This is a genomic window from Acidovorax sp. NPDC077693 (assembly GCF_044542805.1).
Lineage (GTDB): Bacteria > Pseudomonadota > Gammaproteobacteria > Burkholderiales > Burkholderiaceae_C > Acidovorax.
In genome coordinates, this window is record NZ_JBITVD010000004.1 from 274,414 (window position 1) to 299,672 (window position 25,259).

Here is a 25,259-nt window from a genome sequence, read left to right on the forward strand (position 1 = left end):
GAATCAGGGCGGCGTGAGGCTGCGCACCTTCACCGCCAGGCGCTCCTGCACGGAAGGCGAGACGAACTTGACCACCTCACCACCCAGCACCGCGATCTCGCGCACGAAGGTGCTGCTGATGAACTGGTACTTGTCGCTGGGCGTGAGGAACACGGTCTCGACCTGCGGCATCAGGCTGCGGTTCATGCCGGCGAGCTGGAACTCGTAGTCGAAGTCGGTCACCGCCCGCAGGCCGCGCACCATGGCCTTGCCGCCGCGCGCCACCACGAAGTCGCGCAGCAGGCCCGAGAAGGCTTCCACCTGCACCTGCGGGTAGTTCTTGACGGCTTCCTGGACCATGTCGATGCGCTCTTCCAGCGAGAACAGGGTCTTCTTGTGGTGTCCCGCCGCCACGGCGACGATCACGCGCTCGAACAACTGGGTGGCCCTGCGCACCACGTCTTCATGCCCCAGCGTGATGGGGTCGAAGGTTCCGGGGTATACGGCGAGCACGTTCTGGGCCATGGCTGGTTGTCTCCTGTCTGGCGAATGACGTTGGCCCCGGCCTCTGGAAGCCAGGGCTCCCGGGGCCTGCCGGGCCGCGTGCGCGCATTATGCAGTGCAGTGCAACATGAAACGGGGCGGGTGCTCTGAGGTCCCCCACCTGTCCACCGCCACAGGACGGCGCCTGAGTGACGTCAGGCCAGCTCAGGCCAGCGGCTGCCCACCCGGCGCCAGCAGCATCAGGCGCGCCACCAGCGCCACCAGGTCCTGTTGGCGCACCGTGCGGGTCTTGAACAAAAGCGCACTGAGCTGCGTGCGCACAGTGGTGATGCGCACCCCGCGTGCATCGGCAAAGTCCTGCGGCGTCTGCCCGCGCATCAGCGCCTGCAGCAGGTCCGCCTCTGCCGGGCTCAGGCGATACGCCTGGCGCGCCAGCGCCACCGCCGCCTCGCAGCCCAGGCTGCGCTGCATCACCACCCAGGCCACGCCCGGCGCCTGCTGCAGCATGCCGAGCGATGCCAGGTCGCTGATCGACAACGCCACCAGCAACAGCCCGCCGTCGAGCTCCACACAGCCACTGTGCCCCTGCAGCGACTGCACGAACAGTGCGCGCAGGGTCGGGTCGGCCGTGCTTGCCAACAGCGGGCCGCGCTGCAGCGTCTGCAGCAAGCCGCCTTGCCCTGCCCCAGCCCAGAGCGCGCGCACCCGGGCATTGGCGTGCAGCAGCCGGCCTGCGGTGTCGAAGAACAGGATGCCCATCGGCATCTGCTCCATCAGCGCCTCCATGCCGCGCGTGCGCGCACGCAGGGCCACCATCTCTCGGTGCAGGTAGGCGGCGCGCTGCACGGTGGCGAATTCCGCCTCGAAGCGGGCTACCTCCTCGCGCGAGAAGCCCTCGTCGTCGCCCTGGCGGAACATCGACATGAACAGATTGCCCACCGGACTCGACGCGCCCTGGCTGCCCCCGAACATGCGCGTGCCGATGCCGTACTCGCGCAAGAAGTCGTTGTAGATCTCGGTGCGGCGAAAGCCCCGCGTGGCCTCCAGCGGCGCATCGGTGGCCACCCAGACACCCGACAGCCCCATGCGCGCACGCCGCGCCATGGCGTCGTCCCAAAGCGGGTCACTCAGCCGGTAGTGCGTGGCGTAGCGCTGTGCGGCTTCGGGCGTGACGCCCATGGCCAGCAGCGCGGGAGCGCCGTCGCTCGACGGCGACTGCAGCCAGTAGTCCACCTCGGGATGCGCGGCAAACTGCGCGCCCCATTGCGCCAGTTGGTCCAGCCCGCTGGCCAGGAAGGCACCGCCCAGCAGGTCGGCACGAAAGCTCGCGGCGTAGCCCGACAGCGCGTCGCTGAAACGCTCGCCGTCGGCCACCGAACCCATCAGATTGCCCAAGGCAGGGTGCAAGGGGAAGTCCTTGTGAAAAGGGGCGGATGCTAGGCACATCCGCTGCAGGCGTCATCGTCCATGTGAATGATGTTGCGGCGCAGCACCGACTCCTTCACCTGGCGGATGGGCGGCGGACACAGGCGTTTTTACAGTCCCGCCACGCTGCAGTCAAACCGGGCTGCGGCCGTGTGTGACCGTTACTTTTCATCCACCTGCCCATGAACCTCCATCGCCCATTGTTCCGCCTCGCCCTTGCCAGCCTTGCGCTGGCAGCGCCCCTTGCCGCGCAAGCGCAATGGGCCGTCATCAACCCGATCAGCCAGCCTGCAGGCCAGTTCACCATCACCTGCACCGACTACCCGATCCCCTCCAGCCAGCAAGTTTGCGCGGTCACGCCGCCGCCTTCCGCAGCGGGGGGCACCGTCAGCGGCAACTGTGGCGGGCAGTTGCGCCTGCCCGACGACCCGCTCCAGCCCAATACCTGGCTCTACCAGGTCGGCCCTCGGCCGGCCAACCCGCCCACCGCCACCTGCGATCTGCGGGTCACCGCAGCGCCCACCGCTGGCACGGCGGCCATCCCCACGCTGAGCGAATGGGCGCTGATCCTCATGGCGCTGGTGGCCGCAGCCCTGGGCCTGGGAGCGCTGCGCCACAAGAGAATCTAAGGTCATTCCCACCTGCCGGCGCGTACCCAGCAGGCGCCAGCAGCTATCAAAAAAGGAGCATCCCATGGTTCTGCCGGCGCGCATCAAAACATCGATGCGACGGGCACACGGGCAAGCATCGGGGCTTTTCACATCATTCACCTGAACGATGCCAAGCACGGGCTCGCCGCCCTACGATGCGCAGCCCTTGCCTTGATGCCCCACCCGTGACCTCCCCCACCACCGACGCGATTTTCGACACCCCGCAGTGCCTGAACTGCACCGCCCTCCTCACCGGCCCCTACTGCGCGCAGTGCGGGCAAAAGAAGGCCGGCCGCATGGGCGCGGCGACGGTGCGCAAAGAGGCGTGGGCCCGGTTTCGTTGGTTTGAATGGGAGGTGATCCGCCACGCCCTGCGCGTGCTGCCGCAGCCAGGCACGCTGGCGCGCGAATACGTGCTCGGGCAGCGCAAGGACCATCTGCACCCGCTCACGCTGCTGTGCCTGGCCATCGGCCTGCTGCTGATCGTGCTGGGCCATACCGATTACCTCACGCCCGAATTTCCGAGCGAGGCCGCCGCCAGCATGTATGCCCTGGTGAGCGCCTATTCGAAGTGGTCGTTTTCGCTGGGCGCGGTGGCCGCATTCGCCAGCGCCTGGCTGCTGTTTCGACGCCGGCTGGGCTACAACGCCACCGAGCTGCTGACGCTGGCGCTGTACTGCCAGTCGGTGTTCATCGCGCTGCAGATGGCCAACCAGTTGCCCCTGGTGCTGGCGCATTCGCCCGCCCTGCTCAAGTGGCACAAGCAGTGGTCTCCCTGGTACATGACCGCACTGCAGGCTTTGGCGTTCATGCTGGCCCTGCGGCAGTTCTACCTGCTCGATGTGCGGCGCGACGCGGTGCGTCTGCTGCTGGCCGGCGCGCTGTTCGCCGTGCTCAAGTGGCAGGCGACGGCGCTGTATGCCCGCGGCGTGGTCGAGGTCGTGCTGTGGCAGATGGGGCTCTAGGGATCCTCTGCACGAATCGAGCTGCCAAGTGTGCAGTGCGGATCGGGATGGAGTGCAAGGCGCAAAACGCAGCCATAGCCGTAGCTATTGCGAGTATTTGCAACGCCGCAGGCCGCCCGAGACCGCAGGTGCCCACGGCGCGATGATTCGTGCAGAGGGTCCCCAGAGCGTGCGGCGGTCGCGCCGGCGGTTGAGGTTCGGCACGCACGGCCGCCACAACGCTCCTCAAAACTTCATGAAATGTGTGAAAAGTCCGCCACATCATTCACCTGAATGATGTGACTGCGAGCCTGCCGCTCCTACCATCCGGCGCATTCATCGACACAACCGGGGAGCGCGCATTGAGCAGCAAGGATTGGCATGGGCAACAGCTCGGGATTGCAGGGTTCGAGACCCTGATGGCCGAGAGCCTGGAAGCCCTGGGCGAGCCCGACATGGCGCCGCGCCTGCTGCGCCACCTGGGCGAGGCCCTGGGCAGCCACAAGCTCGTGCTGTTTTGCCCGCTGCCCGGCGAAGGCGACCCGCTCGCGGCCAGCCAGTGGGGCATGCCCGACGACTTTCTGCAGCGCTACGCCGACCTCATCCAGGTGAAGGACGCCTGGAGCGACGCGCTGGAGCGACAGCACGAGCAGGCGCTGGCACGCGGCGGCTCCCTCAGCCAGCAGTTGGTGGCCACCAGCGCGCTGAAGAAAAGCGCGTTCTACGCCGACTACCTGCGGCCCCTGGGCATCGACGCCATGGTCAACAGCATCGTCGAGGCGTCGCCCGAGTGCGGCATGCACGTGCTGGCGCTGTACAACGAACTGGGCCAACCCGAATTCAACCCCGCCCAGTTCGCCCAGCTGCGCGCGGTCACGCCCTGGGTGCGCAGCCTCATGCGCGCCCAGCGCCGCCTGCGTCTGGCCGAGCGCCACACCGCCGCGCTGGAGCGCACGCTGGACCAGTTGCCGCTGGGCCTGCTGCACGTGAACCCCCACGGCACGGTGCGCTACCTGAACGACCACGCTCGCTACTGGATGGGCGTGCAGGACGACTGCCGCGTGCTGCTGCGCCACGCCACGGGCTGGCATGCGCGCCAGCCGCTGCAGCTCGCCCAGGTCCACGCAGCCTTGCCGCCGCTGCTCACGGCGTGCCTGAGCACACGCACACCGGTGTCGGCACGCCTGCAGACCTCACACCACCACGCGCTGGTCGCCCTGGCCGCGCCCCTGCGCGGCCAGCCGGGGGCGGCACTGCAAGACCCGCTGGTGCAGTTCGTTCTGGTGCCGGAGACCGTGCAGGACACGCAGGCCGCAATGCCCGTGTGCAGCGCGCTCTATGGCCTCACGCCCGCTGAAGGCGCCCTGCTGCCGCTGCTGCTGCAGGGCATGACCCCGCGCGAGATGGCCGACAACCAGGGCGTGAAGATGCCCACGGTGCGCACCCAGCTGGCCAGTCTGTATGCCAAGACGGGCACCCGCGGCCAGACCGAACTGGCCCAGCGCGTGCTGCGCGTGGCGGCCATCGTCCAGCCCTGAATTTCCATCCCTCTCCTTCTCCATACATATCCCAGACCCAGGAGCCTGACCGCATGAAGCACATCCCCACCGCCAACATCCGCCCCGTCGCCATCGCCTGCGCCGCCTTGCTGGGCCTGGCCTGCGCGGGCGTCGCGCTGGCGCAAAAGGCCGCCGCCACCGCGGGCCCCAAGCCCACCAAGGCGCAGCTCGTCGCCGAGCTGGCCGCCACGCTGCAGGCCTGCTCGTACGACGGCAGCCCGGTGGCGTTCTCGCCGCCCGACCTGTCCAAGGGGGGCGGCACCGGCAAGCAGGTGGTGGCCGAGATCATGAAATACACCGGCCTGCCCGCCAACTTCGTGGTGGTGGAAGGTCAGGTACCCAACGCGGCGGCCGTCATCATGCAGGGCCCCGACAAAGTGCCGCGCCGCGTGATCGCCTACAACCCGTCCTTCATGGGCGACGTGATCCGTGCCACCAAGGCCAACAACTGGGCGCCCGTGAGCATCATGGCGCACGAGATCGGACACCACCTGTCGGGGCACACGATCGTGCCCGGCGGCAGCCAGCCGCCCATCGAGCTGGAATCGGACAAGTTCAGCGGCTTTGTGCTGTACAAGATGGGCGCGCCGCTCAAGGACGCGCAGAACGCCATCGCCACGCTGATCCCCGAGAAGGACGGCGAGACCCACCCCGGCCGCCGCAAGCGCCTGGCCGCCATTGCCGCAGGCTGGACGGAAGCCTGCGAGCTGCAGGGCGGCGGCGCCGCATGCCAGGGCGGCACCCCAGGCGGCAAGTCCGTCGCCGTGGCCCAGGGGCCTGCGCCAGCGGCCACTCCTGCGCCTGCAGCGACCGCAGCCACCCCAGCGCAGACGCCAGTCGCCAAGCCCGCCCCTGCACCCGCCAATGCCCCTGCCATTGCGGCAGCGCCCGCACCGGCACCCGCCGCCACGGCAGCCGTGGCCCAGGTCCTGCCCAAGGCAGACGCCAACGCCCTGCCCTCCAAGGGGGTCCAGTTCATCTACGACGAGTTCGGCATCCTCGACCCTACGATCCGCGCACAGTTCGAAAAGCAGATGCACGACCATGCACAGAAGACCGGCGTGGAGATCGTCACCCTGCTGGTGAAGGACCTGAACGGCAAGACCGCCGAGGAATACGCCCAGGCCATGATGCGCCAGCTGCGCGTGGGCAAGCTCGACGTGGGCAACGGCGCCGTGCTGGTGGTCGCCCCGGAGCAGGGCCAGGCCGCGGCCGTGCTGGGCGCGGGCGTGGCACTGGACATGGGCAGCCAGGACAAGGCTGCCCAGCTCGACCGCTGGATCAAGACTGCCTGGACCCTGTGCAAAAAGAAGAACGCGTGCGGCAACTGGACGGAAAACCTGATGCTCGCGGCCGACCACATCCGCCGCGACACCAGCCATTCGGACTGGACCATCGCCTACAGCTCGCTGGGTGACCTGCAAAAAACCGATGCCGCCGAGAACGGCAAGGTGACGGACCCCAAGCAAAGCAAGACCTGGCGCAAGATCACCCGCCTGTCGGGCACCGTGGAAAACCTGGCACCGCCCACGGGCGTCAAAAGCGCCTGGGTGAATGAGGCAAAGCTGAAGGCCGGCGCAAAAGCCGTGCTTTTGCGCAGCGCCGAAGGCCTGACCACCATGCTCTACATCGACCCACGCACCGAGGCGCTGATGCCCGGCGGCAAACTCGAGCAGGGCAAGACCTACACCGTGATCGCGCGCGCGGCCGGCCTGTCGTGGAACCCCAAGGACACGCAGTCGCTGGACCTGCTGAGCTACGCGGTCACGGAGTGACGACCGGCATGCGCACCACCACCCTGGCCATGGCGCTCACCGGCGCCGCCAACCTGCTGCCCGCGCTGTTCTTCATGTTCACCGTCCTGCTGGGCAGCAACGGCCTCAACTCCGCACAGGGCGCCCGCCTGCTGGGCACGATGGCACTGCTGCTGGCGCTCATCTGGATCGCGGGCCTGTTCCTGGCCCGGCACATGGCGCAGTGGGGGCTCGCGCGCGGCTGGTCGGGCCTGGCCAGCGTAGCGGCAGCTGGCACATGCGCCGTAGCGGTCTATACCGTTATGGCGGTGCTGGCTACGTTCATGGTGCTGCTGTGGGTGGGTGCATGAACGAATGCCGCCGCATCCCGCAATGCAGGCACCAACGCCTGGGCTATATGAAAAGCGACAACCTTTCCCAACCCACCATGCTCCGCACCCTGCACACCATCACCCTCGCCCTACTCATGGCCTCCGGCGCCGCCCACGCAGCCGAACACTTCTGCGGCCAGCCCACCACCGCCCACCCCATCGACAAGGCCCTTGGCGCTGCCTCCGCGCGCAGCGGTGGCGTGACCGTCGACCTGCACGACGCCCAGTCCGCCGCCTATGCGGCGTGGGACAAGGAGCTCAATCGCATCTACGCCCAGACACTCAAGGCCGCAGGCCCTGCCCGGCGTGATGCGCTGCGTGCGGCGCAGCGCGCATGGCTGGCTTTCGACACCGCACAGGGCCAATGGGACGTCGCGATGCATGCCGACCAAGGCAGTTCGGCCGCCCTGAACATTGGCGGGGCCGCCCTGGAGCGCCGGCGCGCCCGCGTGTGCGACCTGAGCCGCGACCTGCAAAGCCTGAAAAATGAATGAGCGGCCTGCTGCCCGCCGAGCCCTGCTGGCCGCGTGGTGCGCACTGCTGGCCCACCCAGGCCGCGCCCAGGGCGGCGCACGCGTGTGGCTGCGCATCCGCAACGACTCCCATGAACCCTTCGAGCAAGTGTGGCAGGGCCTGCCCACCCACGGTACCGCCGTGGAACTGGGCCCCCTGGCCCCGGGCCAGACAAGCCGCTGGCACGCCCTGCCGGCAGAGCCTGCCGCGCACTACCGCAAGACGCGCATCCAGTTGGCCCGGCGCCAGATCATCCACGTGAACGATGGTGCCTACCCCGATGGCCGGGCCACACTCGCTGCCAACCACCGCTACACCTTGGCCTACGCACTGACCGACCGCGGACTGGCACTGACCGTGATCGAAGAAGGCACCCGGCCGCCAGATACAGCCTCACAGTCCTGATTGCCCCTGAAAGCATAGGTATTTGCGCACTGCAGACAAGCGCAAGCAGCACTGGAGACGCCACATTCCAGGACCGTACGAGACACCACCCCAACCGCAGCAGTGGGACCTGGCGCGCGGAGCACGACAAACGATTGCGCAGAGCAAACTTTTGCGTGAGGCCGTGACGTCGTACACATCGGCCCAGCTCGCCTCCACCACACACCGTAAAGTCTGGAAGCCCAACGCTGGGGCGCGTCAAACCCCACCAGACGCCAGATCGCCACGAACGACGAGCGGACCTATTCAGGTGCTGACCGCTCCCCGGCGCAGCAAGTGCGCGTGCACCGCCCCAGCCTTCAGATGCCGGTGCACCACCAGACCCCAATCCGCCAGTTCCTCGTCCACCCACACCCGCGGTGCTTCCAGGTAGATGTGCCCATCGGCCGCCACGGCGCGTGCTGCGGCCTGCAATGCCTTGCCGAAGATATCGCTGCCAAACGGGGGGTCGAGCAGGATCAGGTCGAGGCTGCCGGGGCCGGCCTGTTGCAGCGCGGACAGGCCGTCGCCGCGGGTCACGCGTACGGTGGTGGCCTTCAGGCGCTGCTGCTGGGTGTTCAGCTGCGCGACCAGGGCGGCATCGTTTTCGACCAGTTGCACGGCTGCGGCGCCGCGCGACGCGGCTTCCAGGCCCAGGGCACCGGTGCCGGCGAAGGCGTCCAGGCAGCGCCAGCCGGTCAGGTCCTGGCCCAGCCAGTTGAAGAGCGTTTCGCGCACGCGGTCGGGAGTGGGCCGCAGGCCCGGGTGGCGGGCCACGGACAGGCGGGTGCGCTTCCACTGGCCGCCGATGATGCGGATCTCTCCCGCGCCCTTGTGCACCACGGCAGATGCGGCGGCGTCCTTGGGCGCTTTCTTGGCAGGCGCTGGCGCAACTGCACCGGCCTTGCCGCCAGCGGGTCCGCCACCGGGCAGGATGCGCGACAGTGCGCTTGGGCGCAGTGTGGAGCGGCTCATGGCTTGCCTCCCACCACCACGGTCACCATGCGCTCGGGCTGCAGCTTGCGGGCCATGGCGGCGCGCACTTCGGCCACGGTCAATGCGTCGACTTTTTGGGTCCACTTGTCCAGGTAGTCGAGCGGTAGGTCGTTCCAGGCGATGTTGGCCACGTTGCCCAGCAGCTTCTTGTTGCTGTCGATGCGCAGCGCAAAGCCGCCGATGAGGTTGTCCTTGGCCGCGCGCAGCTCGGCCTCGGTGGGGCCTTCGGCCACGAAGCGGGCGATGACGTCGCGCGAGACCTTGACGGCCTGGGCCGCCTGGTCCGGGCGGGTCTGCAGGCCCACTGTGAAGGCACCGGCATGCATGCCGGCCGCAAAGTAGCTGTATACGCTGTACGAGAGGCCGCGCTTTTCCCGCACCTCGTTGGTCAGGCGCGAGACGAAGCCACCGCCGCCCAGGATGTGGTTGCCCACCAGCAGCGCGATGAAGTCCGGGTCGCGGCGCTGAAAACCGGGCTGGCCGATCAGCACATGCGCCTGGGCCGACGCGAACGGGATGTTCTGCTCGGCCGGCGCGGCCAGCGCGTTGATCTCGCCCACCGCTGGCAGCGGCGCACAGCCCGACGTGGCGGGCAGGCGCGAGAGCAGCGTGGCCACCAGCGTCTGCGCCTGTGCGCGCGACACGGCGCCCACGATGCTGACCTTGGCGCGGCAGGCCGCGATGAGCTGGGTGTGGAAGGTCTGCATGTCCGCGATGTTGACGCGGGCGAGGCTCTCTTCGGTGGTGCGCCGGCCGTACGGGTGGCTGCCGTACACGGCCGAGGCGAACGCGTAGCCCGCCACGGTCGCCGGACGCGTGTTGGCTTCCTTCAGGCTGGCGGTCCAGCGTGCGCGGTCGCGGGGCCAGACATCGGCGGGCCAGCTGGGCTCGCCGATCTGGCGCGCGGCCAGGCGGGCGGCCTTGTCGAGCAGTGGCGGGTCGGTGAGCGAACGCAGGGAATAGTGCAGGACGTCGTTCTCGGCGCCGGCCTCGAAGTTCGCGCCCAGATCGGCCCAGGCCTCGCCCAGGCCGTTTTCGTCCAGCGCGGGCTCATTGCCCGCGGCCTTGACGCCCTTGGACGCCATGGCGGCCACGGCGCTGGCCAGGCCCTCCTGCCCCGCAGGGTCGCGGCGGCTGCCGGCATCGAAGTCGATCTGCACGTCCACCATCGGGATGACCGGGCTTTCGACCAGGTAGATCTTGGCGCCGTTGGCCTCCGTCCAGTGCTGGATGGGCAGCAGAGCCCAGGCCGGGCTTGAAGAAAAAATTGCTCCAGCGCTTATCAGACAAGCGCGAGCAGCTATATTTTTGATAGTAATCATGTGGAATGGCCCCAGTGCGGGTTCAACGGATCACAGCGCCGGGCGGCAGTGTGGGGCGGGGGCGGGGTCCATCCAGCGGCTGCGGCAGCAGCGTGCCGACGGTCAGTTGGTCGTCGCCGAAGTACTTGGCGGCCACGGCCTGCACCTGCGCGGGCGTCACGGTGCGCAGCAGCGCCAGCAGGCGCTCGTTGGCGTCGAGCGGAAAGCCCTGGATCCAGTTGCCGCCCAGCTCCTGGGCCTGGTTCATGACGGAGTCGCGCTCGTACACGGTGGAGGCGATCCACTGCGTCTTGACGCGTGCGAGTTCGGCCTCGCTCACGCCGTCACGCGCCACGCGGGTGACTTCGGCGCGCAGCGCGTCTTCGACCTGCTGCGCCGTCTTGCCCGCAGCCGGCACGCCGCTGAGCATGAACAGGCTGGGACCGCGGCCCGTGACCATGGCGCCGCTGTTGGCACTGTCGGCCACACGGTTCTCGCCCTGGGTCAGGGCGCGGTCCAGGCGGGCGCCGTCGTAGCCGCTGAACACGGCCGACAACACCATCAATGCCAAAGCGTCGTTGTCGGCGTCGGTGAGCTTGTCCAGCCGCTCCAGGCTGGGCGTGCGAAACGCCAGCGCCACGTAGGCCTGCTCCGCAGGGGCCTTGACGGCGATGCGGCGCATGCCCTGCTGCACGGGCTCGATGCGCGGCTTGCGCTCGGGCAGCGCATGGGCGGGGATGCTGCCGTAGTACTTTTCGGCCCACGCGCGTACCTTGGCGGGCTCCACATCGCCGGCCACCACGACCACCGCATTGGTGGGCGTGTACCACTGGCGGTAGAAGGCGCGGGCGTCGTTGGGGGTGAGCGCATCCAGGTCGCTCATCCAGCCGATGATGGGGCGCCGGTAGGGCGATGCGATGAAGGTGGTGGCAAAAAGCTGCTCGGACAGCATGGCCCGGGGCTGGTCTTCGGTGCGCAGGCGGCGCTCTTCCTTCACCACCTCCAGCTCTTTCTTGAACTCCTCGTCCGGCCACTGGTTGTTGGCAAACCGGTCGGACTCGAGCTTCATCACGTCTTCGAGCCGGTTGGACGGGATCTGCTGGTAGTAGCCCGTGTAGTCGCGGCTGGTGAAGGCGTTCTCCCTCCCGCCCAGGGCCGCGACGCGGCGCGAGAAGTCGCCGGGCGGCAGCGTCTTGGTGCCCTTGAACATCATGTGCTCGAGCACGTGGGCGACGCCCGTGACGCCGTCGACCTCGTCCATGGAGCCCACGCGCACCCACACCATGTGCACCGCGGTCGGCGCGCGGCGGTCCGGCTGCACGATGAGCTGCATGCCGTTTTTGAGCGTGAACAGCTCTGCGCCAGAGGCCGTACTCGACGGCGTGGCGGGGGTTGGGACAGCCGGGGTGGTCGCCGCAAAGGCAGCCCCGGACGAGAGGCAGGCCACCAGGGCCAGGAGGGTGAAAGCGCGTTTCATAGAATGGCTGATTCTAAGAACCCGCCAATGTTCAGTTTTTTCAAGAAAAAGCCCTCCCCCGAGTCCACCCCGGCCCCGGAAGCCGCCGCACCTGCGGACGCGCCCCCGGCCACAGCCGCGCCGACGCCGCCCATCGCCCCCACAGCCCCTGTAGCCGCGCCCGTGCCATCGTCGTGGCCTGCCGCGCCGGCCACCCAGGCACCGGCGCCGGTGCCCCCCGTGCCCCCGGCCGCTGCACCGGCCCCGTCGGCCTTTGGCTGGCTGCGCAATCCCTTCGGCAACAAGGCGGCGGAGCCTGCACCCGCGGCGCCGGCAGCCGCACCGGTGGCTGCACCTGCAACCGCACCTGCAAACGCACCCGCACCGGTATCTGCTCCTGCGGTGGCATCTGCAGCAACACCGGTGTTTTCGCCCGTCCCGGTGACGCCGTCGACGCCCGCACAGGCGCCTGCGCCCACGTCACCTCCCGCGCCTCCCCCCGCGCTGCGGGTCCCAACGCCCTCGCCGTCCATCCCGGCACCAGCCCCGGTGCTGGCCCCCGTGCCGCCCGCGCCTGCCCTGACGCCCGCACCGGCACCGGCCCCCGCCGTCGCGCCGCCACCGGCGGAACGCACGGGCTGGCTCGACCGCCTCAAGTCCGGCCTGCGCAAGACCGGCACCAGCATCACCACGGTCTTCACCGGCACGCAGATCGACGATGCGCTGTATGAAGAACTGGAAGAAGCCCTGCTCATGGCCGACACCGGCGTCAAGGCCACCACGCACCTGCTGCTGGACCTCAAGCGCCGGGTGAAGGAGGCCAAGGCCACCGATCCCGCCGCGGTCAAGGGCTTGCTGGCGGACGCCTTGGCCGACCTGCTGCGCCCGCTGGAAAAGCCGCTGGTCATCGGCGAGTTCACGCCCACCGTGATCATGGTGGCGGGCGTCAATGGCGCGGGCAAGACCACGTCCATCGGCAAGCTCACCAAGCACCTGGCCGACGAAGGCGCCGCCGTGCTGCTGGCCGCGGCCGACACCTTCCGCGCCGCAGCGCGTGAGCAGCTGGGTGTCTGGGCCGACCGCAACACGGTGGAGATCGTGAGCCAGGAAGGCGGCGACCCCGCTGCCGTGAGCTTCGATGCCGTGACGGCCGGCAAGGCACGCGGCAAGGACGTGGTGCTGGTGGATACGGCCGGCCGCCTGCCCACGCAGCTGCACCTGATGGAAGAGCTGAAAAAGATCCGCCGCGTGGTGACCAAGGCCGATGCCACGGCGCCGCACGAGGTGCTGCTGGTCATCGACGGCAACACCGGCCAGAACGCGCTGGCCCAGGTACGGTCCTTTGACGATGCCCTGCAGCTCACCGGCCTGATCGTGACCAAGCTCGACGGCACGGCCAAGGGCGGCGTGCTGGCCGCCATCGCGCAGGAGCGCCCCATCCCGGTGTACTTCATCGGCGTGGGCGAGAAGCTGGAAGACCTGGAAACCTTCAACGCCCGCGAATTCGCGCAGGCACTGCTGAACTGACCCTGGCACCACGCTCCGCCCGACACCATGGCCCCGCCCCGGGGCCATTTTCACGTTTACGGATCCCGGCAATTCCCCCATGATGGGGCTTTCCCCTTCTGGAAGAAGCGTGCGGAAGGCCCATGTTCATTGAGCTGGTCAAAGGTCTCGCCCTGTTGCTGGCTCTGTGTTTTCTGCACAGCACCAGCATTCGCCTGTGGCGCCAGCACCCACTGACCGGGCAGGCCGTCTCCGGCGTGTTGTTCGGCGGCATCTGCGTGGTCGGCATGCTGACCCCCGTGGTGCTGATGCCGGGGGTGATCTTCGACGCGCGGTCGGTGGTGCTCAGCATGGCCGGCCTCTTCGGCGGCCCGCTGGTGGCCTGCATCGCCGCCGCCTTGGCCGCGGCAGGCCGGCTGTGGCTGGGCGGCGGCGGCACCGCCGTGGGCCTGGCCAGCATCGCGCTGTGCACGGTGCTCGGGCTGCTCTACCGTGAAGCCCGCACGCGCGGACACCTGAGCGTGAAGCCGCTGCCGCTGGCACTGTTCGGGCTGCTGGTGCACGCGGCGCTGCTGGGCGTGTTCCAGTGGCTGCCAGCCGCGGTGGTGGCGCGTGTGAACGAGACGCTGGCGCTGCCCTTCTTGCTCACCTTCACGCCTGCCACGGTGGCGCTGGGCCTGCTGCTGCGCGACGTGGAGCAGCGCCTGGCCACCGAACGCGCGCTGGCGGGCAGCGCCGCCCGGCTGCGGGCCATTGCGCATGCGATCCCGGATGTGCTGCTGGTGCTCGATGCACAAGGCCGCTATGTGGAGGTCTTGTCGCCCGACGATGCGGCGCTGGCGGCCCGCCCGTCGCACCTCATCGGGCAGCGGCTGCATGACGTGCTGCCCGCCGGGCAGGCAGACAGATTCCTGCACCTGGTCACGCAGACACTCGCGTCGGGCCAGACACACAGCATGGAGTACGAGATGCAGACGTTGTCCGGGCTGCGGCATTTCGAGGGGCGTGCGCAGCCACTGGGCGTGACGGTGAGCGGCCAGCCGGCGGTGGTGTTCCTCGCGCGCGACATCACCCACCGCAAGCAGGCCGAGAGCGCGCTGCGCGAGTCGGAACTGCGCTTTCGGTCGCTGCTGCGCAACATACCGTCCATCTCGGTGCAGGGCTACCTGGCCGACGGCACCACGAGCTATTGGAACCAGGCCTCCGAGCACCTGTACGGCTACACGGCCGAAGAGGCGCTGGGCAGCAACCTGCTGGACCTGATCATCCCGCCGCCGATGCGCGAGGCGGTGCGTCAGAACGTGCAGCAGATGTTCGCGACCGGCGAGGCCATCCCCGCGGGCGAGCTGCAACTGCGCCGCAAGGACGGCACGCCCGTGCACGTTTTCTCCAGCCACGCCTACATCCACGTGCCCGGCCAGCCGGCCGAGATGTTCTGCATCGACATCGACATCTCGGGACGCAAGGCCGCCGAAGACGAGGCGCGGTACCTGGCGTTCTACGACGCGCTGACCCAGCTGCCCAACCGCCGCCTGCTGGTGGACCGCCTGCAACAGGTGCTGGCCAGCGGCGCGCGCTCGGGCCTGACCACGGCGGTGCTTTTTGTGGACCTGGACAACTTCAAGACGCTGAACGACACCCGCGGCCACGAGGTGGGCGACCTGCTGCTCAGGGACATGGCCGACCAGCTGCGCCGCTGCGTGCGCGAGCAGGACACCGTGGCCCGCCTGGGCGGCGACGAGTTCGTGGTGGTGCTGCAGGCGCTGAGCAGCGATGCAGCGGAGGCCGCCGCACAGGCGCGCACGCTGGGCGAGCAGATCCTGGCCCAGTTGCGCCAGCCCTCGGTCCTGGCAGGCCACGAGCACCATTTTTCGGCCAGCATCGGCATCACGCTGCTGCGCGGTCACCAGGACTCGGTGGACGAAGTGCTCAAGCAGGCCGACATGGCGATGTACCGCGCCAAGGATGCCGGGCGCAACACCCTGCGGTTTTTCGACCCCGACATGCAGCAGGCCGTGAACCGCCGCGCCCAGCTGGAAACCGAGCTGCATGCGGGCCTGCGGCAGTCGCAGTTCCTGCTGCTCTACCAGCCGCAGGTGGACAGCCACGGGCACGTCATCGGCGCCGAAGCCCTGGTGCGATGGATGCATCCGGTGCGCGGCATGGTGCCGCCGGCGGAGTTCATTGCGCCGGCCGAGGAGTCCGGCCAGATCGTGCCGCTGGGCCGCTGGGTCTTGCAGACCGCGCTGCGCCAGCAGGCGCTGTGGCGCGCGCACCCCGCACTGGCCCGGCTGGCGCTGGCCATCAACGTGAGCGCGCGGCAGTTCCTGCAGGACGACTTCGTGGCCCAGGTGCTGCAGCTGCTGCAGGACACCGGCGCGGACCCCACGCGCATCAAGCTGGAGCTGACCGAGAGCCTGCTGCTGGACAACGTGGACAGCGTGATCGCCACCATGCGCGCCCTGAGGGCCCACGGCGTGGGCTTTTCGCTGGACGATTTCGGCACGGGGTACTCGTCGCTGAGCTACCTCAAGCGCCTGCCGCTGGACCAGATCAAGATCGACCAGGGCTTTGTGCGCGGGGTGCTGCAAGAGCCCAACGACGCGGCGATCGCACGCTCCATCATCGCGCTGGCAGGCAGCCTGGGCCTGGACGTGATCGCCGAAGGCGTGGAAACCGTGGCGCACCACGAGTTTCTGCTGGCGCACGGCTGCCGGTCCTTCCAGGGCTACCTGTTCGGGCGGCCGCTGGCGCTCGATGTGTTCGAGCGTCAGGCGCGCGAATCATCGTTGCCTGGCTGATTTGCACCTCGCAAGCCTTGCTCCCCGGCCAGCGCCCGGCGCCGCACAGTGCGCCCGGCCACAAAAAAAGCGCCCGAGGCGCCTTTCTTGTCAGCGGGGCCAGAGCCCAGCCATTACATCGCGCTGATTTCGCCCGACGAGATCTGGCCTGCGCGCAGAGCCTGGGCAGCCTGGGCCTGCACGGCAGCGCGGTCAGCGGTGGACTTGTAGGTCACCACGCGGGAGCCTGCGGGTTCGATGCTGCGGGTCTGGGCGACGCTGGTCGCTTCAGCAGCCACTTCGGCGCGGGTGCGGTTGGTGTCGAACTTGGCGGCGAACTGAGAAGCATCGGCTTCGTCAGCGTGGGCGCCGAAAGCAGCGAAAGCGGACACAGCGGCGATGGAGAGGAAGCGTGCGGTCTTGTTCATGATGGAACTCCTGTGATGCGGTGAATAAGGATGAGGATCGAAAGTACCTAGGTACTCAGTGATACGGGGCGCTGAATCGATTGGATTCAGATCAACCCTGCTCACCCGAAGGGATCTGGCCGGTGCGCACAGCGTCAGCAGCCTGGGCACGCACGGCAGCGCGGTCGGCGGTGGATTTGTAGGTCACGACGCGGGAGCCTGCGGGTTCGATGCTGCGGGTCTGGGCGACGGTGGAGGCTTCGGCAGCCACTTCAGCGCGGGTGCGGTTCGTGTCGAACTTCGTGGCGAATTGCGAAGCATCGGCTTCGTCAGCGTGGGCGCCGAAGGCAGCGAAAGCGGACACAGCGGCAATGGAGAGGAAGCGTGCGGTCTTGTTCATGATGAAAGTCCTTGAAGTTAAAAGCGTCTCAATAAAGCCGGTACAAAAACCATTCTTGAACCGGGTTCGGTGAGTCGCCTTGCGGGTTCGGCTCATCGATGGGTTGAACTGTACGCCGGTGGTGTTCAAAGAAAAACCGCTTGGTCGCGAACTGACTGTTCTGTAAATGGCAACAATCGCTTTTCAGCACCGAATACACGCAATAAACGCAGGAATCATTGAAATTTTGTTCTTTTAGCTGCACGCAATGCAGCAATAGGACACCTTTCAAACACCCTCGCAGCGATTGGGCGGGCGTTGTAGTTTTCATAAATTCCATATGAATCAATGGTCTGCGTGCGAATTGGCCGACATCCGCGACGCATGCCGCCCTACCCATGGCGGCCTGCATGCCATGGCACCATGGTTGAACAAACATAGGGAACTTGGGGCTTAGCACTCGATCAGAACGAGTGCTAATATTCACGGCTTAGAGGAAAGGATTCCTGGAATGAACATTCAGTATGGAACCGCGACGACGACTTTGGCGCCTTCCAACCCTTGGGCGCTCGTGCCCCCGCTGGGCAATTTGGACGCCTACATTTCGGCCGTCAACCGCCTGCCGCTGCTGACCCCCGAGGAAGAGCAGACCTACGCCCGCCAACTGCGCGACCACAGCGATGTGGACGCTGCCGGACGCCTTGTGATGTCGCACCTGCGCCTTGTGGTGTCGATCGCTCGCCAGTACCTCGGCTATGGCCTGCCCCATGGCGACCTGATCCAGGAAGGCAACGTGGGCCTGATGAAGGCCGTCAAGCGCTTCGACCCTGAACAGGGCGTGCGCCTGGTGAGCTACGCCATGCACTGGATCAAGGCCGAAATCCACGAATACATCCTGAAGAACTGGCGCATGGTGAAGGTGGCGACCACCAAGGCCCAGCGCAAGCTGTTCTTCAACCTGCGGTCCATGAAGCAGGGTTTCAAGGCAGACGCTGCTGCGGCCGATGCAGCGACCCACCGCGACACCCTGTCGGACAGCGAGATCAACGCGGTGGCCGCGCAGCTCAACGTCAAGCGCGAGGAAGTGATCGAGATGGAAACCCGGATGTCGGGCGGCGACGTGCTGCTGGACCCAGCTCCGTCGGACGACGGCGAGCAGGCGTTCGGCCCCATCGCCTACCTGGCCGACGCTTCGCACGAGCCCACCGCCATGATCGAGTCGCGCCAGCGTGACGCGCTGGCCACCGACGGCATCGCCACGGCCCTGGAAAGCCTGGACGACCGCAGCCGCCGCATCGTCGAAGAGCGCTGGCTCAAGGTCAACGACGACGGCACCGGCGGCATGACGCTGCACGAGCTGGCGGCGGTCTACGGTGTGAGCGCGGAGCGTATCCGCCAGATCGAAGTGGCTGCGATGAAGAAGATGAAGAAGGCACTGGCGGAATACGCATAAGCTTCCGCACCGTTTGCCAGAGGCAGCACGAAGTAGCGCGTTAACATCGCTGCTTCGCGGCTGGCACAACCACCAGAGGGCCCCGTCGGGGCCCTTTGTCATTCCAGCCTACCGAACGAACAATTCCAAGGAGATGCTCTTGTCACGCCCTGTTCCCCGCCGCGCCGCCCTGGCATTGGCGCTTGCCGCCCTGTCGCCATGGGCCCTTGCACAGCAGTCCCCGCAGAAGCCCGCCACCAAACCTGCGGCGGCGGCTGCCCCCGCTGCGGCTGCGGCACCCGTGGCGTGGCCCACCAAGCCGGTGCGCATCATCGTGGGCTTTCCCGCAGGCTCTTCGCCGGACCTGACAGCACGCACCATCGCCGAGCCCCTGTCCAAGGCGCTGGGCCAACCGGTGATCGTGGAGAACAAGGTGGGTGCGGGCGGCAACATCGGCGCCGATGCAGTGGCCAAGGCGCGTGACGACCACACCATCGGCCTGATGATCAACGGCAACATGACCATCGCCAAGATGCTCAACCCCGCCGTGCCCTATGACCCCATCAAAGACCTGGCCCCACTGAGCCTGATCGGCACCTCGCCGCTGGTGCTGACCGCGCCCGTGAGCCAGCCCGGCGTATCCGCCACGGCCGATGCCCGCGAATTCTTCGTGGCGGCCCGCAATGGTGGCGACAAGTGGAGCTACGGCACGCCGGGCGTGGGTACGGTCGGCCACATCGGCACCGAACTGCTCAAGTCGCGCAGCAACATCAACCCCGTGCACGTGCCCTACCCCGGCTACCCGCAGGTGGCCACGGCCATGTTGGGCGGCCAATTGCAGATGGCGCTGCTGCCCCCCGCCCTGGCCCAGGCCCAGGTCAAGGCCGGCAAGCTGCGCGCCATCGGCGTCACGTCCGCGGGCCGCAGCCCGCTGGTGCCGGACGTACCGAGCCTCGCGGAGGCCGGCATCACGAACTTCAACCTCGAGATCTGGAACGCCTTCGCGGCACCGGCCACCATGCCCAAGCCCATCCAGGCCAAGGTGGCGGCACTGATCAGCGAGATCGCCCGCAGCCCCGACGTGCGCAGCAAGCTGTTCCAGCAGGGCTGGCAGGTGGTGGGCACCTCGCCCGAGGGCCTGGCCAACCGCATCAAGGCAGACACCAACCTGCTGGGCGGCGTGATCGCCATGCGGGGCATCAAGGCCGAATAAGGGCCTCGGCTGTACCTGATAAAAACCAAGGGCCCGCAAGCGGGCCCTTTTTGTTTCGCCACGCGTTGCCGATGCAGACGTGGTGGAAGTGACTGAGGTGGTGGCGGCGAGGATCGCTCGGCCGCTCAGCCCGCTTCGCCCAGCAGCGCCTTCACGTCCGAAGCCAGAGCTTGCGCGCCGCTGCCGTAGCGGTTGTACACCCGCAGGCGTCCTGCCGTGTCGTACACGTAGCTGCCGGCGGAGTGGTCCATGGTGTAGCTCGTGGGCGTCTTGCCGTCGACCTTCTTGTAGTAGATTTTGAAGTCCTTGGCGACCGCGGCCAGCTCTTCGGGTGTGCCGCGCAGGGCCAGGAAGCTGGGGTCGAAGTTGGTCATGTAGGCCTTGAGCACTTCGGGCGTGTCGCGCTCCGGGTCGACCGTGACGAAGATGCCCTGCAGGCGATCGCCATCCTTGCCCAGCATCTGCTTGACCTCGGCCAGCTCCTGCATCGACGTAGGGCAGACATCGGGGCACTGCGTGAAGCCGAAGAACACAACCACCACCTTGCCCGCAAAGTCCTTGATGTGGCGCGGCTGGCCGTTGTGGTCGGTCAGGGGCAGGTCGCGTGCATAGTCGGCGCCGGTGATGTCCACGCCACGGAACTCTGCCTTCTTCTCGGTGCATGCCGTCAAAAGCCCGCCACCGCTGATGGACAGGGCGGTAACAGCTATCGTTTTAAGAGCATTTCTCTTGAGCATGGTATTTACAGCACATAGTGGTCCACCAGCAGCGCCGCGAACAGCACGCTCAGGTGGATGAGTGAAAAACGGAAGGTCTTGCGCGCCAGCGCGTCCGAGTAGTTGCGCCACAGTGCAAAGCCGTAGCCGCAAAAGCCCGCGCTGAGCACCACCGCAGCCGCCAGGTAGATCCACGAGCTCATGCCGTACACGAAGGGCATGAGGCAGCCCGCGAACAGGATCAGCGTGTAGAGGAACACCTGCAGCCGCGTGAACTCGTTGCCATGGGTCACCGGCAGCATGGGCAGGCCGGACTTGCGGTAGTCCTCCACGCGGTACAGCGCCAGCGCCCAGAAGTGCGGCGGCGTCCACAGGAAGATGATGAGGAACAGGATCAGCGCCTCGGGGCCCACATCGTTCGTCATGGCCGCCCAGCCCAGCACCGGGGGCATCGCGCCGGACGCGCCGCCGATCACGATGTTCTGCGGCGTGAGGGGTTTGAGGATCACCGTGTAGACGACGGCATAGCCGACGAACGTGGCGAAGGTGAGCCACATGGTCAGCGGGTTCACCCAGAAGTAGAGCAGCAGCGACCCGGCTGCGCACAGCGCCGCCGAAAACAGCAGCGTCTGGGCATTGGACAGTTCGCCCTTGGCAGTGGGGCGCCAGGCGGTGCGCTTCATCTTGGCGTCGATGCCCTGCTCCACGATGCAGTTGAACGCGGCGGCCGCGCCGGCGACCAGCCACACCCCCACGCAGGCGATGAGCATCAGGCCGAACTGCGCCGCGGTGGGCATGCCCGGCACCGCCAGCACCATGCCGATGAGCGCGCAGAACACGATGAGTTGCACCACGCGCGGCTTGGTCAGGGCATAGAACTGCGCAAAGCGCGATGGCGGGGCAGCAAGGGCGGGGACAGCGGTCATGCAGAGACTCTCGGTGCGGTGGAACGCACAGGAAAATTGTGGGTGGCGGCAGCCACGCGGCTGGACGCCAGGGCCCAGGTCAGCACCACCACCAACGCAGCAGCGCCGCCGGTGTGCAGCACGGCGGCGACCAGGGGCCAGTCCAGCACCACGTTCGACAGGCCCGTGGCCAGCTGCAGCAGCGCCAGGCCTGCCAGCCAACGCGCCTGCACCGGCAGCGCGCCGGTGCGGTGCAGGCGCCATGCGGTCAGGCCCAGCGCCAGCAGCACCACATAGGCCGCGAGCCGGTGCACATAGTGGATAGCGGTCAGGCCCGCAAAACTGATGTGGCTGCCGTCTTGCAGCATGCCGAGCGCGCGCCAGATCTGAAAGCCCTGCGCAAACTCCATGTCGGGCCACCAGCTGCCCTGGCAGGTGGGGAAGGTCGTGCAGGCCAGCACGGCGTAGTTGGTGCTGACCCAGCCGCCCAGGACCACCTGCGCACTGACCAACACGCCCGTCCACACCAGCGCACGGCGCAGACCTGGGGACACCGCCACGGGGACCTTGCCCAGTGCGGTGTGGGTGTGGCGCACGGCCTGCACACAGAGGAGCGCCAGCAGGACCAAGCCGCCGATCAGGTGGAGCGTGACGATGGCAGGAAAGAGCTTCATGGTCACCGTCAGCGCACCAAAGGCGCCCTGCAGGCACACCCAGAACAGCGTGAACGTGGGCCACCAGGGGCTCAGCGGCGGTCGCTCGCCCTCGCCCCGCGCCGCGCGGCGGTGCTGCACCCAGGCAGAGACCGTGAGCACGATGATGAGCACGCCCACGCCGGTGGCCAGGTAGCGGTGGATCATTTCGACCCAGGCCTTGCCGTGCGTCACCGGGCCGGTGGGCATGGCCTCCTGTGCGGCCGCGATTTCGCTGCGGGCGCCCACGGGACTGGCGCTGCCATAGCAGCCGGGCCAGTCCGGGCAGCCCAGGCCCGAGTCGGTCAGGCGCGTGAACGCACCGAACAGCACCAGATCGAAGGTGAGGAACAGCGTGAGCACCGTGAGCGCCTGCAGGCGGCGCAATGGCGACGTGCCGCGGTTGCGCAGCCCCACCCACACGAGCGGGCCCAGCGCGATCACCACGCCCAGCAGCATCATGCGGGCCAGCGGCGCGAGGTCGTACAAAGGCTGTGACGCGTCCATCGTCAGGGCTTTCCTGGCCGGCCGGCCTCGTCCCAGGACGACGAGGCGCGCAGCAGGCGTTCCAGGTCACGCTTGGCCTTGGCCGCACCGCTGCTGTCCATGGCAGCCGGAAAACGCATCATCCAGTTGCCCATGGGATCGACCACGTACAGGTGGTCGGCCAGCTGGTGGCCATCGGCCGGGGCCAGCCAGGCACCCAGCGCCGCAGCGTCCACCCGCAGCGCCGTGGCCTTCTGCAGCGCGGGCTGCAGCTCGGCAGGCACGGGCGCGCCATCGTTCACGAGCCACACCCAGTCCACGCGGTCCTTCTCCCTGCCAACGCTCTCGCGCAGCTGCCGCTGCAGGTACAGGTGCTTCTGGCACGCAGCATCGCAAGCCCCCCCGGCCACGCTGACCAGGAGCCATTGGCCCTTGAGCGAGGACAGCGGCACCGGGCTGCCATCGAGCGCCGTGGCGGTCAAGGCCGGCATGGTGCGCTGGGGATCGATCAGCTCGCCATAGTTGCGCCGGCCTTCGGGGCGGATGACGTAGTAGGTGAAATAGGAGGCGACGACCGGGGCCGCGCAGATGAGCAACACGCCCAGCATCTTCCAGCGGCCGTGGTGCGTGCGCTGTGCCGACGCTACCGCATCGCCAGCGGCAGGCAGCGTGTGCACGGTCAGGCCCAGGGGATGCTCGTCCCCCTGGCCCTCAGGCGGCAGGCTGGCTGCGCGGGCGAATGAACCGTCGGACGAGTTGGAACCAGACATAGAGAAGTCCAATCAGGCCACAGAGCCCGAACCATTGAAATGCGTAACCGTAGTGTTTGTCGACACCGGCGCCGACCACAGGCCAGTCGCGTTGCAAGCCTTCGCTTGCCGTGCCGGTCTGGAGCACCGTGAGATTGGCGAGCGCAAGACCGGTTTCGGTGCGATACGCTGCCAGGTCGAGATTTTGCCGGATGCGGGAAGACCCCTGAGCACTATCGGCGCCCTGGAACTCATACAGCCGCGATGGCGACGCTGCCACGCGGCCCTCCACCCGGACCACGGCATCTGCCGGCGTCTGGATGAGCGGCAACTGGGTGCGGTCCTGGAAATTGCGTGGCGCCCAGCCGCGCTGCACCAGCACCACCCCACCGCCGGGCGCGCTCAGCTGCAGCGGCGTGAGCACGAAAAACCCCGGGCGGCCCTGCATCTGGCGGTTGTCGAGGTACACCGTGTGCGCAGGCAGCCAACGCCCCTCGAGCTGCACCGCACGGTGCACCAGCGCCTGCGTGTCTGCGGCTGGCACTGCGGGGCCCGCGCTGGCGAACAGGCTCACCCCATCGATCGCGGGCAGCCGCCCGCGCTCGTCCAGCGCAGCCTGCAGCGCCTCTTTCTCGGCCGCGCGCGACAGCTGCCAGCGGCCCAGCGAGGCCGTGATGGCCATGCCTACCAGCGCAGCCAGCGCGATCAGCCAAAAACGCAGGCCCACAGGACGTTGGACAGTGGTCACGGGATAATGGGCTCCATGAAATATCTTGTGGTGATGGCGTTCATTGCTATTTTGGCGAGCCTCGCGTCGGCGCTGTTCTTCATGATGCGCAGAGGCCGGAGCGAGAAGGACGACCGGGCCAAGGGCAACCACATGGCCAAGGCCCTGGCAGTGCGGGTCGGATTGTCCATTGTGCTGTTTTTGTGCCTGCTGCTGGCCTGGAAGCTCGGCTACATCCAACCCACGGGGCTGCCTGCGAGCCGCTGAACGCCCTTGGGGGTGCGTGCCCCTGGTCGCCCGCAGCCAAGCATCCCGGCAGGGCCCACCAAGCTGCCTGCAGCCGCGAGCGGTGCGCCTTGGCTGGCCCAACAACAAACAAAAAAGCGCCTTGCGGCGCTTTTTTTGTCAGTGCCTGGCGCTCTGCCTACATCCAGTAGACCAGCACGTACAGGCCCAGCCAGACCACGTCCACAAAGTGCCAGTACCAGGCCGCACCTTCGAAGCCGAAGTGCTTGTCGGCCGTGAAATGGCCCTTTTGCAGGCGCAGCGTGATCACCAGCAGCATCAGCATGCCCAGGAACACGTGGAAGCCGTGGAAGCCGGTCAGCATGAAGAAGGTGGAGCCGAACACGCCCGAGTTGAGCTTGAGGTTCAGGTCGGTGTACAGGTGGTAGTACTCGTAGCCCTGCACGCACAGGAACACGAAGCCCAGCACCACGGTCGCCCACATGAAGGCGATGGTCTTGCCGCGGTGATTTTCACGCAGTGCGTGGTGGGCGATGGTCAGCGTCACGCCCGAGGTCAGCAGCAGCGCGGTGTTGATCGTGGGCAGCCAGAAGGGACCGACGGTCTGGAAGGGCTCCACGATACCGGCGGGCGATGCCGTGACGCCCGCGGCGATGCTGGGCCAGACGGCCTTGAAGTCAGGCCAGAGCAGCGCGTTGTCCAAGCTGCCCAGCGCGGGCACCGAGTGCGAGCGCGCCCACCACAGGGCCGTGAAGAACGCGCCGAAGAACATCACCTCGGAGAAGATGAACCAGCTCATGCTCCAGCGGTAGGAGATATCGATCTTGTGGCCGTACAAGCCGCCCTGGCTCTCTCGCACGGCGTCGCCGAACCACTGGTACAGCACGAACAGCCACCACACCATGCCCAGGGCCAGGGAATACTTGCCCCAGTCGTGGCCGTTGATCCATTGGCCTGCGCCCAGGATGACGAAAAACAGCCCAGCTGCCGCCATCACCGGGTGGCGAGACTCTGCAGGCACGTAGTAGTACGGGGTTCCGCCGTGGGTCGATGCACTCATTTCAGCTCCTGGCTCTCAAAATCTTTGTTTGTCTCGGTCTTGTCTTCGGGGTACGTCGTCCCCCACCCGATTCGACCAATATTCAT

General features: G+C 67.6%; 26 protein-coding genes. 12 read left to right on the plus strand and 14 right to left on the minus strand.

All coding sequences use genetic code 11. The annotated features are described in order from the left end of the window. Positions 1-3: 3 nt before the first annotated feature. Entirely contained in the window at positions 4-504 is a 501-nt protein-coding gene (coaD, locus tag ACIGHN_RS07115; RefSeq protein WP_056161593.1) for a pantetheine-phosphate adenylyltransferase, read from the minus strand. Between the two features lie 183 nt (positions 505-687). After that, entirely contained in the window at positions 688-1,890 is a 1,203-nt protein-coding gene (locus ACIGHN_RS07120) for a helix-turn-helix transcriptional regulator (RefSeq protein ID WP_396503817.1), read from the minus strand. 200 nt (positions 1,891-2,090) lie between these two features. Between ACIGHN_RS07120 and ACIGHN_RS07125 the strand changes: the two genes are divergently transcribed. From ACIGHN_RS07125 to ACIGHN_RS07155, 7 genes are all read left to right on the plus strand, one after another. Next, complete coding sequence (locus tag ACIGHN_RS07125; RefSeq protein ID WP_396503818.1) at positions 2,091-2,537, plus strand: IPTL-CTERM sorting domain-containing protein; 447 nt, start codon at positions 2,091-2,093, stop codon at positions 2,535-2,537. Between the two features lie 206 nt (positions 2,538-2,743). Continuing rightward, on the plus strand, positions 2,744-3,523 hold the full coding sequence (locus tag ACIGHN_RS07130) for a DUF3667 domain-containing protein (protein ID WP_396503819.1): 780 nt from the start codon (positions 2,744-2,746) through the stop codon (positions 3,521-3,523). A gap of 341 nt (positions 3,524-3,864) precedes the next feature. Next, positions 3,865-5,040, plus strand: coding sequence for a helix-turn-helix transcriptional regulator (locus ACIGHN_RS07135; RefSeq protein WP_396503820.1), 1,176 nt, complete (start codon positions 3,865-3,867; stop codon positions 5,038-5,040). 53 nt (positions 5,041-5,093) lie between these two features. Next, positions 5,094-6,836: a TPM domain-containing protein gene (locus tag ACIGHN_RS07140; protein WP_396503821.1), complete on the plus strand. Its 1,743-nt coding sequence runs from the start codon at positions 5,094-5,096 to the stop codon at positions 6,834-6,836. Between the two features lie 8 nt (positions 6,837-6,844). After that, a complete protein-coding gene (locus tag ACIGHN_RS07145; protein WP_396503822.1) occupies positions 6,845-7,165 on the plus strand; it encodes a hypothetical protein in 321 nt (106 codons plus the stop codon). 77 nt (positions 7,166-7,242) lie between these two features. Continuing rightward, the gene (locus ACIGHN_RS07150; protein WP_396503823.1) at positions 7,243-7,680 is read left to right on the plus strand and encodes a lysozyme inhibitor LprI family protein; all 438 of its coding nucleotides are present in this window, start codon (positions 7,243-7,245) and stop codon (positions 7,678-7,680) included. Further along, positions 7,673-8,104, plus strand: a complete 432-nt coding sequence (locus ACIGHN_RS07155) for a hypothetical protein (protein ID WP_396503824.1) — start codon at positions 7,673-7,675, stop codon at positions 8,102-8,104. The genes ACIGHN_RS07150 and ACIGHN_RS07155 overlap by 8 nt, the downstream gene beginning before the upstream one ends. Before the next feature lie 285 nt (positions 8,105-8,389). On the opposite strand, the gene rsmD is transcribed toward ACIGHN_RS07155, so the two are convergent. From rsmD to ACIGHN_RS07170, 3 genes are read right to left on the minus strand one after another with little or no spacing between them, the layout of a single operon-like run. After that, positions 8,390-9,097 carry a 16S rRNA (guanine(966)-N(2))-methyltransferase RsmD gene (gene rsmD / locus ACIGHN_RS07160; protein WP_396503825.1) on the minus strand — a complete coding sequence of 236 codons (708 nt, stop codon included), beginning with the start codon at positions 9,095-9,097 and terminating at the stop codon, positions 8,390-8,392. After that, positions 9,094-10,440, minus strand: a complete 1,347-nt coding sequence (locus ACIGHN_RS07165) for a pitrilysin family protein (RefSeq protein WP_056417998.1) — start codon at positions 10,438-10,440, stop codon at positions 9,094-9,096. The genes rsmD and ACIGHN_RS07165 overlap by 4 nt, the downstream gene beginning before the upstream one ends. 22 nt (positions 10,441-10,462) lie before the next feature. Beyond that, a complete protein-coding gene (locus ACIGHN_RS07170; protein WP_396503826.1) occupies positions 10,463-11,896 on the minus strand; it encodes a M16 family metallopeptidase in 1,434 nt (477 codons plus the stop codon). Between the two features lie 402 nt (positions 11,897-12,298). Here ACIGHN_RS07170 and ftsY point away from each other — a divergent pair, with 402 nt between their 5' ends. Both ftsY and ACIGHN_RS07180 read left to right on the plus strand, forming a co-directional pair. After that, positions 12,299-13,402 (plus strand): signal recognition particle-docking protein FtsY, encoded by a 1,104-nt coding sequence (gene ftsY, locus ACIGHN_RS07175; protein WP_396503919.1) that lies wholly within the window; start codon positions 12,299-12,301, stop codon positions 13,400-13,402. Positions 13,403-13,524: 122 nt separating this feature from the next. Further along, positions 13,525-16,182: an EAL domain-containing protein gene (locus ACIGHN_RS07180; protein WP_396503827.1), complete on the plus strand. Its 2,658-nt coding sequence runs from the start codon at positions 13,525-13,527 to the stop codon at positions 16,180-16,182. 113 nt (positions 16,183-16,295) lie between these two features. Here ACIGHN_RS07180 and ACIGHN_RS07185 read toward each other — a convergent pair whose 3' ends face one another. The 3 genes from ACIGHN_RS07185 to ACIGHN_RS07195 all read right to left on the minus strand — a co-directional run bounded on the left by ACIGHN_RS07185 (position 16,296) and on the right by ACIGHN_RS07195 (position 17,386). Beyond that, positions 16,296-16,589, minus strand: coding sequence for a hypothetical protein (locus ACIGHN_RS07185; RefSeq protein WP_056167760.1), 294 nt, complete (start codon positions 16,587-16,589; stop codon positions 16,296-16,298). Between the two features lie 91 nt (positions 16,590-16,680). Continuing rightward, positions 16,681-16,968, minus strand: a complete 288-nt coding sequence (locus ACIGHN_RS07190; RefSeq protein WP_056415001.1) for a hypothetical protein — start codon at positions 16,966-16,968, stop codon at positions 16,681-16,683. A 28-nt stretch (positions 16,969-16,996) separates the two neighbouring features. Beyond that, a complete protein-coding gene (locus tag ACIGHN_RS07195; RefSeq protein WP_396503828.1) occupies positions 16,997-17,386 on the minus strand; it encodes a hypothetical protein in 390 nt (129 codons plus the stop codon). 72 nt (positions 17,387-17,458) lie between these two features. Here ACIGHN_RS07195 and rpoH point away from each other — a divergent pair, with 72 nt between their 5' ends. Then, complete coding sequence (rpoH, locus tag ACIGHN_RS07200; protein ID WP_056417989.1) at positions 17,459-18,400, plus strand: RNA polymerase sigma factor RpoH; 942 nt, start codon at positions 17,459-17,461, stop codon at positions 18,398-18,400. A 133-nt stretch (positions 18,401-18,533) separates the two neighbouring features. Beyond that, positions 18,534-19,592 (plus strand): Bug family tripartite tricarboxylate transporter substrate binding protein, encoded by a 1,059-nt coding sequence (locus tag ACIGHN_RS07205; RefSeq protein ID WP_396503829.1) that lies wholly within the window; start codon positions 18,534-18,536, stop codon positions 19,590-19,592. Between the two features lie 125 nt (positions 19,593-19,717). On the opposite strand, the gene ACIGHN_RS07210 is transcribed toward ACIGHN_RS07205, so the two are convergent. The 5 genes from ACIGHN_RS07210 to ACIGHN_RS07230 are packed head-to-tail and all read right to left on the minus strand — an operon-like array spanning position 19,718 to position 23,888. Next, entirely contained in the window at positions 19,718-20,329 is a 612-nt protein-coding gene (locus ACIGHN_RS07210) for an SCO family protein (protein WP_396503830.1), read from the minus strand. A 5-nt stretch (positions 20,330-20,334) separates the two neighbouring features. Next, complete coding sequence (cyoE, locus tag ACIGHN_RS07215) at positions 20,335-21,234, minus strand: heme o synthase (RefSeq protein WP_056417983.1); 900 nt, start codon at positions 21,232-21,234, stop codon at positions 20,335-20,337. Further along, positions 21,231-22,412 carry a heme A synthase gene (locus tag ACIGHN_RS07220; RefSeq protein ID WP_396503831.1) on the minus strand — a complete coding sequence of 394 codons (1,182 nt, stop codon included), beginning with the start codon at positions 22,410-22,412 and terminating at the stop codon, positions 21,231-21,233. Before ACIGHN_RS07220 ends, cyoE begins: the two co-directional genes overlap by 4 nt. 2 nt (positions 22,413-22,414) lie before the next feature. Next, complete coding sequence (locus tag ACIGHN_RS07225) at positions 22,415-23,161, minus strand: hypothetical protein (protein ID WP_056417977.1); 747 nt, start codon at positions 23,159-23,161, stop codon at positions 22,415-22,417. Then, positions 23,103-23,888, minus strand: a complete 786-nt coding sequence (locus ACIGHN_RS07230; protein WP_396503832.1) for an SURF1 family protein — start codon at positions 23,886-23,888, stop codon at positions 23,103-23,105. The genes ACIGHN_RS07225 and ACIGHN_RS07230 overlap by 59 nt, the downstream gene beginning before the upstream one ends. Before the next feature lie 15 nt (positions 23,889-23,903). On the opposite strand from ACIGHN_RS07230, the gene ACIGHN_RS07235 reads away from it, so the two are divergent. Next, positions 23,904-24,134, plus strand: a complete 231-nt coding sequence (locus ACIGHN_RS07235) for a twin transmembrane helix small protein (RefSeq protein WP_396503920.1) — start codon at positions 23,904-23,906, stop codon at positions 24,132-24,134. 157 nt (positions 24,135-24,291) lie between these two features. On the opposite strand, the gene ACIGHN_RS07240 is transcribed toward ACIGHN_RS07235, so the two are convergent. Further along, entirely contained in the window at positions 24,292-25,173 is an 882-nt protein-coding gene (locus tag ACIGHN_RS07240) for a cytochrome c oxidase subunit 3 (RefSeq protein ID WP_396503833.1), read from the minus strand. Between the last annotated feature and the right edge of the window lie 86 nt (positions 25,174-25,259).